The sequence below is a fragment of the Hymenobacter arcticus genome, from assembly GCF_054779975.1.
The window spans coordinates 104,033-116,391 of the sequence record NZ_BAAGXF010000010.1 but is presented as its reverse complement, the minus strand read 5'-3'; the positions used below and the strand labels follow the sequence as shown (position 1 = coordinate 116,391).

General features: G+C 61.7%; 7 protein-coding genes. All 7 read left to right on the top strand.

Annotation, left to right across the window (positions count from 1 at the left end; all coding sequences use genetic code 11):
- The first annotated feature begins 20 nt into the window (after positions 1-20).
- Positions 21-1,889 carry a glycoside hydrolase family 35 protein gene (locus tag ACYVGC_RS16750; protein ID WP_460584997.1) on the top strand — a complete coding sequence of 623 codons (1,869 nt, stop codon included), beginning with the start codon at positions 21-23 and terminating at the stop codon, positions 1,887-1,889.
- A 176-nt stretch (positions 1,890-2,065) separates the two neighbouring features.
- Positions 2,066-4,450, top strand: a complete 2,385-nt coding sequence (locus ACYVGC_RS16745) for a glycoside hydrolase family 3 protein (RefSeq protein WP_460584996.1) — start codon at positions 2,066-2,068, stop codon at positions 4,448-4,450.
- Positions 4,451-4,489: 39 nt separating this feature from the next.
- Positions 4,490-5,518 (top strand): sialidase family protein, encoded by a 1,029-nt coding sequence (locus ACYVGC_RS16740; RefSeq protein ID WP_460584995.1) that lies wholly within the window; start codon positions 4,490-4,492, stop codon positions 5,516-5,518.
- Between the two features lie 170 nt (positions 5,519-5,688).
- On the top strand, positions 5,689-6,939 hold the full coding sequence (locus tag ACYVGC_RS16735) for an ROK family protein (protein ID WP_460584994.1): 1,251 nt from the start codon (positions 5,689-5,691) through the stop codon (positions 6,937-6,939).
- A gap of 110 nt (positions 6,940-7,049) precedes the next feature.
- Positions 7,050-8,969 carry a glucosamine-6-phosphate deaminase gene (locus ACYVGC_RS16730; protein WP_460584993.1) on the top strand — a complete coding sequence of 640 codons (1,920 nt, stop codon included), beginning with the start codon at positions 7,050-7,052 and terminating at the stop codon, positions 8,967-8,969.
- 151 nt (positions 8,970-9,120) lie between these two features.
- Complete coding sequence (locus tag ACYVGC_RS16725; protein WP_460584992.1) at positions 9,121-10,008, top strand: ROK family protein; 888 nt, start codon at positions 9,121-9,123, stop codon at positions 10,006-10,008.
- Positions 10,005-12,341: a glycoside hydrolase family 20 protein gene (locus tag ACYVGC_RS16720; protein ID WP_460584991.1), complete on the top strand. Its 2,337-nt coding sequence runs from the start codon at positions 10,005-10,007 to the stop codon at positions 12,339-12,341. The genes ACYVGC_RS16725 and ACYVGC_RS16720 overlap by 4 nt, the downstream gene beginning before the upstream one ends.
- The last annotated feature ends 18 nt before the right edge of the window (positions 12,342-12,359 follow it).

Genomic DNA, 12,359 nt, shown 5'->3' with positions numbered 1-12,359 from the left:
GTATAAAGCTGATTTTGTTCATGTTACAGTCGATGCTTACCCGGGGCTTGCTGGGCTTGGGCCTGCTGCTGGCGGCGCGCCCCGCGGCCCAGGCGCAGCAAAAGCACACGTTTGAAATCAAGGACGGGCAATTTCGCTACGACGGCCAGCCCACCCAGATTCACGCGGGTGAAATGCACTACGCCCGCGTACCGAAGGAATACTGGCGGCACCGGCTCAAGATGCTCAAGGCCATGGGCCTCAATACGGTAGCCACCTACGTGTTCTGGAACTACCACCACCCCGCGCCGGGCGTGTGGGACTTCAAAACGGGTAGCCACAACCTGGCCGAATTCCTAAAAACGGCTAAGGAAGAAGGGCTGTTCGTCATTCTGCGGCCGGGCCCTTATGCCTGCGCCGAGTGGGAGTTTGGCGGCTACCCGTGGTGGTTGCAGCAGAATAAAAACCTGGTTATCCGAGCTAATAACCAGCCGTTTTTGGACTCGTGCAATGTGTACCTGCGCCGGCTGGCCGCGCAGGTGAAAGGCTACCAAGTGAGCAAGGGCGGGCCGATTATCATGACCCAGGTGGAGAATGAGTTTGGGTCGTACGTGTCACAGCGCCAAGATATTCCGCTGGCCGAGCACCGCAAGTACAACGTGGCCATTAAGCAGCAGCTGGTGGACGCGGGCTTCGAGGGGCCGTTTTTTACTTCCGACGGGGCCATGTTGTTTGAGGGTGGCGCGCTGCCGGGCGTGCTGCCCACCGCCAACGGCGAGGGCAACGTGGAAAACCTGAAAAAGGCTGTTAATCAGTATAATAACAACCAGGGCCCGTACATGGTGGCTGAGTTTTACCCCGGCTGGCTCGACCACTGGGGCGAGCCGTTTACCCGCATCAGCCCCGAGCAGGTAGTGAAGCAGACCGAAACCTACCTCAAAAATGGGGTGAGCTTCAACCTATACATGGCCCACGGGGGCAGCAACTTCGGCTTTACGGCGGGCGCGAACTACAACGAAGAGCATGCTATTCAGCCCGATATCACGAGCTACGACTACGACGCGCCCATTAGTGAGGCGGGCGGGGTCACGCCCAAGTATACCGCCCTGCGCGAGCTGCTAAAACGCTACGTGAAGTACCCCGTGCCGGCGGTGCCCGCCCCACTGCCGGTGCGCACGCTGCCGCCCATCGCGCTTGGCAAATCGGTGGACTTGTTTGACCTGAAGAAGGACCTCAAGCCCGTGACCAACGACACGCCGCTCTCGTTTGAGGAGCTGGGCCAGGGCCACGGCTACGTGCTGTACAGCAAGCGCTTCACCCAGCCGACCCAAGGCAAGCTGCAGGTAAAAGGCCTGCGCGACTACGCCACGGTGTATGTGAACGGCAAGCTGGTGGGCGAGCTAAACCGGCAGCAAAACAAGTACGAGTTGGATATCCAGATTCCCTTCAACGCCACCCTGGAGCTGCTGGTGGAAAACATGGGCCGCATCAACTACGGCGCTGATATTGTGCACAATACCAAAGGTATTATTTCGCCGGTCGTCATCAACGGCTTCGAAATAACGGGCGACTGGAACATGCACAAGCTGCCCTTCGAGCAAGCGCCCGACCTGACTAAGTACCCCGCCAAGAACAAGGAGGGCAAGCCCACGCTATACACCGCCACCTTCGAGGTGCCGCAGCCCGGCGACGTGTTTCTGGACATGCGTGGCTGGGGCAAGGGCATTGTCTTTGTGAACGGCCACCACCTGGGGCGTTACTGGAAAGTGGGCCCGCAACAAACGCTGTACTTGCCCGGCTGCTGGCTGAATAAAGGCAAGAATAATGTAGTCATCTTGGAGCAGCAGAACGACGTGCTGCACACCGAGTTGAAAACGACCGATAAGCCAATTTTGGAAGACGTACGGTAGGAGGCTCGTTCTGGCGGGGCGCCTCACCCCCCGACCCCCTCTCCGAGAAGGAGAGGGGGAGCCTAATCACTGCGAGCGTCCGCGCAAAACCGTTCTCCCCTCTCGGGGGGGCAGGGGATGAGGCGCACGTTTGAACGATTGGCAAATATTTGATAATTAATCTGATACATTTTCCCATGACGAAGTATCTCGCGCTTAGCCTAGCCCTGCTTAGTGCCACCGCCGCCAGTGCCCAGGTCACCAAGCCGCTCTATCAGAATAGCCAGGCTCCCACCGAAGCGCGGGTGCAGGACCTGCTGGGCCGCATGACCACGGCCGAGAAGGTGGGCCAGCTCTCGACGCTGCTCGGCTGGGAGATGTATGAGAAAGACGGCCAGCGGGTTACGGCCAGCGCGGCGTACCGCAAGGCCGTGGATGAGCGCCACATCGGCGCGCTGTGGGCCACGCTGCGTGCCGACCCCTGGACCAAGAAAACGCTGCTCACGGGCCTCAACCCGCAGCTGGCCGCCGAGGCGACCAATGCCTTGCAGAAGTACGCCGTAGAGCACACGCGGCTGCACATCCCCATGCTGCTGGCCGAAGAGTGCCCGCACGGCCACATGGCCATCGGCACCACGGTGTTTCCTACGTCCATCGGCCAGAGCAGCACCTGGGACCCGGCCTTGATTCGGCGCATGGCTACCGCCATTGCCACCGAGGCGCGGGTGCAGGGCGCGCACATCGGCTACGGCCCGGTGCTGGACTTGGCCCGTGAGCCGCGCTGGTCGCGGGTGGAGGAAACCTATGGCGAAGACCCCGTGCTCAACAGCCAGATGGGCGTAGCTATGGTGCAGGGCTTCCAGGGAAATAGCCTCAAGAGTGGCACTAACATAATCTCTACGCTCAAGCACTTTACGGCCTACGGCGTGCCCGAAGGCGGGCACAACGGCGGCAGCATTAGCACGGGTTACCGCGAGCTGTTTCAGAGCTTTTTGCCGCCGTTTCGGGCAGCCGTGAAGGCCGGAGCGCAGTCGGTGATGACGGCCTACAACTCCATCGATGGGGTACCGTGCTCGGCCAACCCGTTTTTGCTCACCGACGTACTGCGGCAGCAGTGGGGCTTCCAGGGCTTCACGGTGTCGGATTTGGGCAGTATTTCGGGCTTAGTCAATAACCACCACGTGGCCGCCACGCCGCCCGAAGCCGCGGCGTTGGCTCTTAACGCCGGCCTCGATGATGACCTGAGCGGTTACGGCTTCGACAAGGAGCTGCTGCAAGCCGTTGAGCAAAAGCTGGTTGCGCCGGCCACGCTGGACCGCGCCGTGGGCCGGGTGCTGCGCGTGAAGTTTGAGATGGGCCTATTTGAAAACCCCTACGTGGACCCGCGCAAGGCCGCCAAGCTGGTGCACAGCCCCGCCAATGTGCAGCTGGCCCGGCAGGTAGCCCAGGAGTCAGTGGTGCTGCTCAAGAACGACAAAGACCTGCTGCCGCTGGCCAAAACGGTGCAGCGCATCGCCGTCATCGGCCCCAATGCCGACAACAGCTACAACCAGCTGGGCGACTACACCGCCCCCCAGCCCGAAAGCAACGTGGTAACGGTGCTCGAAGGCATCCGGGCCAAGGTGCTAGCCACCACGCAGGTCACCTACGTGAAGGGCTGCGCCATCCGCGACACCGCCAGCACCAACATCGCCGCGGCCGTGGCCGCGGCGCGCAACGCGCAGGTAGCCATTGTGGTACTGGGCGGCTCCAGCGCCCGCGATTTCAAAACCGAGTACCAGAGCACGGGTGCGGCTACCGTCACGGCGGGCGGCCAGCAGGTGAGCGACATGGAAGCCGGCGAGGGCTACGACCGCGCCAGCCTCGACCTGCTCGGCAAGCAGCAGGCGCTGCTGCAAGCCGTGGTAGCTACCGGCACGCCGGTGGTGGTGGTCCTCATCAAGGGCCGCCCGCTGAACCTGAACTGGATGGCCGCCCACGTGCCCGCCCTGCTCGATGCCTGGTACCCCGGCCAGGAAGGTGGCCACGCCGTGGCCGACGTGCTGTTTGGCGACTACAACCCCGCTGGCCGCCTGCCCATATCGGTGCCCAAAAGCGTGGGCCAATTGCCGGTATACTACAACGCCAAGCGCCCCACCAAGCACGACTACGTCGAAACCGACTCGAAGCCGCTCTACAGCTTCGGCCACGGCCTGAGCTACAGTAAGTTCGAATACTCCGACTTACAAGTGAGCCCCGTCGAAACCGCCGGCGCGGTGCGCGTAACGGTGCGCTTTAAGGTGAAGAATACCAGCGCCCGGGCCGGCGACGAGGTAGCCCAACTCTACCTCAGCGACGATGTCAGCTCGGTAGTTACGCCCGTGAAGCAGCTCAAGAAATTCCAGCGCCTGACGCTGAAAGCCGGTGAGCAGCAATCCGTTGTCCTAGAACTAACCGCCGAAGACCTGATGCTGCTGAACGGCAGCCTGAAGTGGACCGTGGAGCCAGGCTCGTTCACGGTGCAGGTGGGCGCGTCGTCGGAGGATATTCGGGCGCAAGCGCAGTTCCGGGTGGGGCAGGCCATCGAGAATATTACGTGGTAGGGGAGGTACCCCGTCAGCATCTTTCCACTTGCCCCCGCCATGAAAAAGCGCCTGCTCCTCGCCGCCCTCGCCCTGCCCGCTCCCACGGTAGCCCAGCAAACCTGGTCCGTCGCTAAGCAAGAGCTGCTCTTCACGGCTCCGCCGTTCAAGCAATGCCACGCTTCCACGCTGGTCGAAGTAGCTAAAAACAACTTCCTGGTGGCGTGTTTTGGCGGGTCGAAGGAGAGCAAGCCCGACGTAGCTATCTGGCTCACTACCATTGCTAAAAAGGGTATCTCGGCTCCGCAGCGCGTGGCCGATGGCGTGGTGAGCGACACGCTACGCTACCCGGCCTGGAACCCGGTGCTGTTTCGGAGGCGCGGGGGTGACTTGCTGCTATTTTACAAAGTGGGGCCCAACCCCCGCGAATGGTGGGGCCTGGTCAAAACCTCGGCCGACAACGGCCGCACGTGGTCGGCGGCGCGGCGGCTGCCGCCGGGCGTGCTGGGGCCCATCAAAAACAAGCCGGTGCAGCTGGCCGATGGCACTATTCTGGCGCCGTCGAGCGTGGAGGAGGCCAGCGGGCACTGGACCATTCACCTCGAAAAATCGACTGATAAGGGCCAGACTTGGCAGGTGCAGCCAGTTGATAACGGGTCGGCGCTGGACGTGATTCAGCCCAGCATCCTCACGTATGCGGGCCACCGCTTGCAGCTGCTGTGCCGCAGCAAGCAGGGCCGCCTGGTGCAGGCGTGGTCGCCGGATGGCGGCGTGAGCTGGGGCCCGCTCTCGCAAACGACGCTGCTCAACCCTAACTCCGGCACCGATGCCGTGACGCTCAAAAACGGCACCCAATTGCTCGTGTACAACCCCGCCGTGCCGGGCAAAGACTGGTTCAACGGCCGCGCTCAACTGCGGGTGGCCCAGTCGGCCGATGGCCAGGCCTGGCACGACGTGGCCACGCTGGAAAACGGGACGACCGAAGAATACAGCTACCCAGCCATCATTCAGGCGCAGGATGGCCGGGTGCACATCACCTACACCTACAACCGGCAGAATATCAAGCACGTGGTGCTGCAAGCGCAGTAGCGCGCCAGGGTAAAGCAGCGCCTAGACGAGCAAAATGGCAGAACAGGCATAAGCTTTGTTCTGCCATTCTTTTTGCTTTCAGAAGGCACTTTTATAAAAAAATGATACAAGTCCTTTGACTTGCCGAAAAAAGTAACTTTATTTACAAAAAACTTAACAGCCCCCTCAGCATGAGTTCATTATTAGCGCTTGAGGAAACCTATCTGGCCCGGCTCAACAATGTGGAGCGGCGCAAGCATATTCAGAAGCTTAAGATAGTGAAGCACTTGTATGTGAAGGGGGCGAAAACCAACGCGGATATCTGCTCGCGGTTTGCCATCAGCTCGCCCACATCGATTGCCATTCTCAACGAGCTGGTGGCCGAGGGGCTAGTGGAAAAGCAGGGCCGTGGCAAGTCGCTGGGCGGGCGCAAGCCCGAGCTGTATGGCCTGTGCGACGGGTCGCTGTTTGTGCTAAGCATCCACATCGAGCAGTTTAAGACGCGGATGGCCATATTTGACAATAATAATCACATTGTCAGCGGCTTGCATAGCTTCAATATTGAGCTTACCAAAGACCTGAGCGCGCTGGCGCAGGTGCACGCGCACGCCCAGGCGCTGCTGCTGGCCTCGGGCATTGAGCTGAAAAAGCTGGTAGGCGTGGGTATGAGCATGCCGGGGCTGGTGGCTTCGAAGGAGGGTAACAACCACACGTATCTGCGCACGGCCGGCGAGCCCGAATCGTTGCAGCAGCTACTGGAAGCGCAGTTTGGTAAGCCGGTTTTCATTCAGAACGACGCCAAGAGCGCGGCCCTGGCCGAGTACCGTTTTGGGCTGGCGCACGGCCTGCGCGATGCGCTGGTGCTGTCGCTGGACTGGGGCATTGGCCTGGGCATCATTCTGGATGGCAAGCTGCGGAGCGGCGCGCTGGGTTTTGCCGGCGAGTTTGGCCATATTCCGCTGGTGGAGGGCGGCGCGCTGTGCCACTGCGGCAAGCGCGGCTGCCTCGAAACCGTGGCCTCGGGCAGCGCCATTGTGCGGCTGGCCAAGGCGGGCCTGGCGGCGGGGCAGCGCACGCTGCTCAGCCGGCTGTCGGCCCAGCAGCTAGAGCAGCTGGAGCCCGAGCAGGTGTACGCGGCGGCCCACGAGGGCGACCAGTTTGCCATCAACACGCTGGCCGAGGTGGGCACCAACCTGGGCAAGGGCATCGCCATCCTGATTCAGCTGTTCAACCCCGAGCTCATTGTGTTGGGGGGCAAAATAGCGCAGGCCAAGCAGTTTATTTTTCCGGCTATTCAGCAGGCTATCAACACGTACTGCATGGCGCAGCTGCGCGAAAAAACCACCGTTGTGGTGTCGGAGCTGGGTGATAATGCCGTGATTCTGGGCTCGGTGGCCACGGTGATGGAGAATATTTTTGAGAGTTACCTGGAGCTGGCTTAGCGCCGGCGCAGTCTGCATGATAACTAGCTGATTTACTTGAACTTGACTGTCTTAGCCTTTTCGCAACCCCACCTGGCTTCGCCCTTATGCACAACGTTACGCTACCCATTATGAACAGACTGAACCTCCTGGAGGAAACCCGTTTTGAAAAGCTTCCGGTGACCGTGTACCGCGACAAGGAAACGGCGTCCGTGCAAGTAGCCGCCCGCATTGCGGCCCTCATTCGGAGCAAGCAGGCGCGCGGCGAGCAGGCCGTGCTGGGTTTGGCCACCGGGGCCACGCCGGTGGGCGTGTACGAGGAGCTGGTGCGCCTGCACCGCGAGGAAGGCCTGAGCTTTCGCAACGTGGTGACCTTCAACCTCGACGAGTATTACCCCATGCAGCCCACGTCGGCGCAGAGCTACGTGACGTTCATGAACGAGAACCTGTTTGACCACCTCGACATCGAGCGGGCGAACATTCACATCCCTGACGGCACGCTGGCCCCCGATGAGGTGGCGGCTTTCTGCCTCAACTACGAGCGCCAGATTGAGGCGTGCGGCGGGCTCGACTTACAGCTGCTGGGCATCGGGCGCACCGGGCACGCGGGCTTCAACGAGCCCGGCTCGGCCCCCAACTCGGGCACGCGCCTGGTCACCTTGGACGACCTCACGCGCCGCGACGCCTCGCGCGACTTTGGCGGCAAGGAGTACGTGCCCACCAAGGCCATTACGATGGGCATGGGCACCATTTTCAAGGCCCACGAGATTATCCTGATGGCCTGGAGCGGCAAAAAAGCGCCCATCATCAAGAAGGCCGTGGAGGGCGAGGTATCGAGCGAAGTGCCGGCCACGTATTTGCAACTAGCTGATAACGTTGAGTTTATCGTGGATGAAGACGCCGCTGCCGAGCTCACGCGCTTCGACAAGCCCTGGCTGGTGAAAGACTGCGTGTGGGACGAGCGCCTCATCAAGAAAGCTGTTATCTGGCTCTCGAACACCCTGGATAAGCCAATTCTGAAGCTTACCGACGAGGACTACAACAGCAACGGCATGGCTCAGCTGGCCACCGAGCAGGGGCCAGCTTATAAAATTAACATTCACATTTTCAATAAGTTACAACATACTATTACGGGCTGGCCGGGCGGCAAGCCGGGCGCCGACGATTCGCAGCGCCCCGAGCGGGCCTTGCCGGCCACGAAGCGGGTGCTCATTTTCTCACCTCACCCCGACGACGACGTGATTTCGATGGGCGGCACCTTCATCCGCCTCATTGACCAGGGCCACGACGTGCACGTGGCCTACCAGACCTCGGGCAACACGGCCGTGTGGGACGACGACGTGCTGCGCTACATGGAGTTTGCCATCGACTTCGAGGCCAGCTTGGGCAAGGACGCCAGCGAGCTGCGCACGGTGTACGACGGCATGCGCGCGTTCATTCAGCAAAAGCAGGCCAACCAGGTTGATACCCAGGAGATTCGCAACGTTAAGGGGTTCATTCGTAAAAGCGAGGCCATTGCGGGCGCCCGCTACGCCGGCCTGTCCGACGACCACATTCACTTCCAAGCGCTGCCGTTTTATGAATCGGGCCGCACCGCGAAGTTTTCGGTAACGGACCGTGATATTGAGCTCACGATGAAGCTGTTGCAGCAGGTGCAGCCCAACCAGCTCTTTGTGGCTGGCGACTTTGCCGACCCCAACGGCACGCATATCATCTGCTTCAACATTGTGACGGAGGCGTTGCGCCGCCTGCGCCCCACCGAAACCTGGGTGGAAGAATGCTGGGTGTGGATGTACCGCGGCGCGTGGCACGAGTTTGCACCCTACGAGATTGAAATGGCCGTGCCGCTGTCGCCGCAGGAGGTGGTTCGCAAGCGCAATGCCATTTTCAAGCACCAGAGCCAGAAGGATACGCCGGTGTTTCCGGGCGACGACGCCCGCGAGTTTTGGGTGCGCGCCGAACACCGCAACCGCGAAACCGCCCAGCAATACGACCGCCTCGGCATGGCCAATTATGAGGCCATGGAAGCGTTTGTGCGCTGGCAGTTTTAGGGCGTTCACCCCACCCCCGGCCCCTCCCTTTCGGGAGAGGGGAGCCTGACTACTTTCAACGACTGCTTGCGGTTGGCTCCCCTCTCCCGAAGGGGAGGGGCCGGGGGTGGGGTTTCGCATCAGGGCTGACTACCAAGTAATTGATAACCAAATGACCAGTAGCAAATACATCGGCGTAGATATCGGCGGCACGAAGGTGCACGTCGGCATTGTGCAGCACGGCGAGCTGCTGCAGGAGGTGAAGTTTGAAACTTCGGCCAATGCGCCGAAGGAGCAAATTTTAGCTGAGCTGACGCAGCAGTTGGCGCCGCTGGTGACGGCCGAGGTGGCGGGCATCGGCATTGGGGTGCCGGGGCTGGTAGACGAAGAAAACGGCATTGTGCACAACGTGCAGAATATTCCGGCCTGGCGCGAGGTGCATCTTAAGCAGCACCTGGCCAGCCACTTCGCCCAGCCGGTATATATTACCAACGACGCCAACGCCTTTGCCATTGGCGAGAAAATGTACGGCCAGGGCCAGCCCTACGCCAACTTGGTGGGGTTGGCGCTCGGCACCGGGCTGGGGGCGGGCATCATCATCAACCACCAAGTGTATTCGGGAACGCTTTCGAGCGCCGGCGAATTTGGGATGATTCCTTACCTCGACCATACCATCGAAGACTATTGCAGCGGCAAGTTCTTTACGCAGCGCACCGGGCAGTCGGGGGCGGCGTGGCACGCGCTGGCCCGGCAGGGCGATGCCGAGGCGCTAGCCGTGTTCGCTGAGTTTGGCCGGCACCTGGGCCGCGCTATCCACATCATTCTCTACGCGCTGGCGCCCGAAGCCATTTTTCTAGGCGGTTCGGTAAGCGGCGGCTTCGAGTATTTCCGCGGCGGCCTGGCGGAGAGCCTGGCGGCGTTTCCATTTAAGCAAGTAACTGAGCGATTGGTTGTTGCGCCCTCCGCGCTGGGCAACGCGGCCGTGCTGGGCGCGGCGGCGCTCTGCCACATGAAGCAGGAGGACCCTACTTCCCACCCCCACCACGAGCTAACCCTATGAATAAGAACGTATTAGTAGTACTAGTGGCGGTGCTGAGCCTGGGCGGCCTGGCCCCGGCCCACGGCCAGCAAGCCACTGCAAGCCCGGCCGGCATAGCCGTTATTCCGCAGCCGGTGCGGCTGGTGCCCGGCACGGGCCGCTTCGCCATTACCCCGGAAACCAAGATTTACGTGGGCCCCAAAAATGACGAATTGCGCCGCATTGGCCAAAGCCTGAGCGCGGAAATAGCCCGCGCCACCGGCGTAACGCCGCCCGTGGTGGCGGCTGCGCCCGGCAAGCAGCAGGCGAGCGCCATCTACCTCACGCTCACGCAACCCGTTGATACCCTGGGCACGGAGGGCTACACCCTGAGCGTGCAACCCGCACGGGTGGTACTGGCGGCCCGCCAGCCGCAGGGCCTGTACCTGGGCACCCAAACCATTCGGCAGCTGCTGCCGGCCCAGCGCACGGCGGGCGCGAGCCTGCCCGCCGTGGAGGTGGCCGACAAGCCGCGCTACAGCTGGCGCGGCATGCACCTCGACGTGAGCCGCCACTTCTTCCCGGTCGAGTTTGTAAAGCAGTACATCGACTACCTGGCGCTGCACAAGATGAACACCTTTCACTGGCACCTCACGGATGACCAGGGCTGGCGCATCGAAATCAAGAAATACCCCAAGCTGACCACTGTGGGCGGCTTCCGCGAGGGCACGCTCATCGGCCACTACGGCGCGAAAGTGCCCGAGTACGACAACGTGCGCTACGGCGGCTTCTACACGCAAGAGCAAGTAAAAGAGGTAGTTAAGTACGCGCAGGACCGCTACATCACGGTGGTGCCCGAAATTGAGATGCCCGGCCACGCGCTGGCGGCGCTCACGGCCTACCCCGAGCTCTCGTGCACCGGCGGCCCCTTCAAAGTGGGGCAGACCTGGGGCGTGTACGACGATATTTTTTGCGCCGGCAACGAGCAGACGTTCGCGTTTTTGCAAGACGTGCTGACGGAAGTAATGCCGCTGTTCCCCAGCAAAATTGTGCACATCGGGGGCGACGAAGCGCCCAAAACCCGCTGGAAAGTCTGCCCTAAGTGCCAGGCCCGCATCAAGACCGAGCACCTGAAAGACGAGCACGAATTGCAGAGCTACTTCGTGCAGCGCATGGAGAAATTCGTGAACACCAAGGGCAAAACCATCATCGGCTGGGATGAAATCCTGGAGGGTGGCCTGGCCCCCAATGCCGCCGTAATGTCGTGGCGCGGCATGGAGGGCGGCACAGCCGCCGCCAAGCAAAAGCACCAGGTGGTGATGACGCCTGGCGAGTTTGTGTACTTTGACCATTACCAGGGCGACCCCAGCCAGGAGCCGCTCAGCATTGGCGGTTACCTGCCGCTGGCCAAGGTGTATGCCTTCGAGCCCACGCCCCCCGAGCTGAACGCCGAGGAGCGCAAGTACATCCTGGGCGCGCAGGCCAACCTCTGGACCGAGTACATCCCTACCACGCAGTACGTCGAGTACATGGTGCTGCCGCGCATGTCGGCGCTGGCCGAAGTGCTTTGGACCCCGGCCAGCCAGAAAAACTGGGAGAGCTTCAAGGTGCGGATGCAGCCGCAGTACCAGCGCTTTGCCGCGCTGGGAGCCAACTACGCCAAAAGCGCCTTCAACGTGCGCGAACAATTCGTGACCGATACCACCAAGGGCGGCGACGTGGTAAGCCTACTACTGGACGCCACCGGCCCGCAGATTACCTACACCCTCGACGGCACCGCGCCTACCAGCGCCTCCACGGCCTACAACGGGCCCTTCACGCTCACCAAATCGGCCACGGTGAAGGCCGCTTCCTTTGAGAACGGGCAGCCAGCCGGCAAGCTGACCTCTACTGATGTGATGGCGCACAAAGCCTTCGCTACGCCCGTAAAGCTGGCCACTGCGCCCAATAAAGCCTACCGCGGCAACGGCGCGCTCACCCTGGTCGATGGCCTCAAAGGCTCCCTTAGCCACGGCGACGGCCACTGGCTGGGCTTTGAGAACGACGATATGGTAGCCACGCTCGACCTGCGCAAGGCTATGGAAATCAGCAGCGTGCGCAGCACGTTCCTGCAAAAGCCAGAGGATGAGATTCTGCTGCCGACCGCGCTGGAAGTGGCCATCTCGACGGATGGCCGCACCTACAAAACGGTGTACTCGGCACCCGTGCCGGCGGCCCCGGCCGGCGGCTCCATTGGCGAGGTGAAGGCCGACTGGAAAAAAACCAAGGCCCGCTACGTGCGCGTCACGGCCAAAAACGCGCGGCCCAAAACGGCCGCCGCGGGAGCTAAGGAGGCCACCGCCTGGCTGTTTGCCGACGAGCTGGTGGTGCAATAGGCCGCCCCGGCCGCGTAG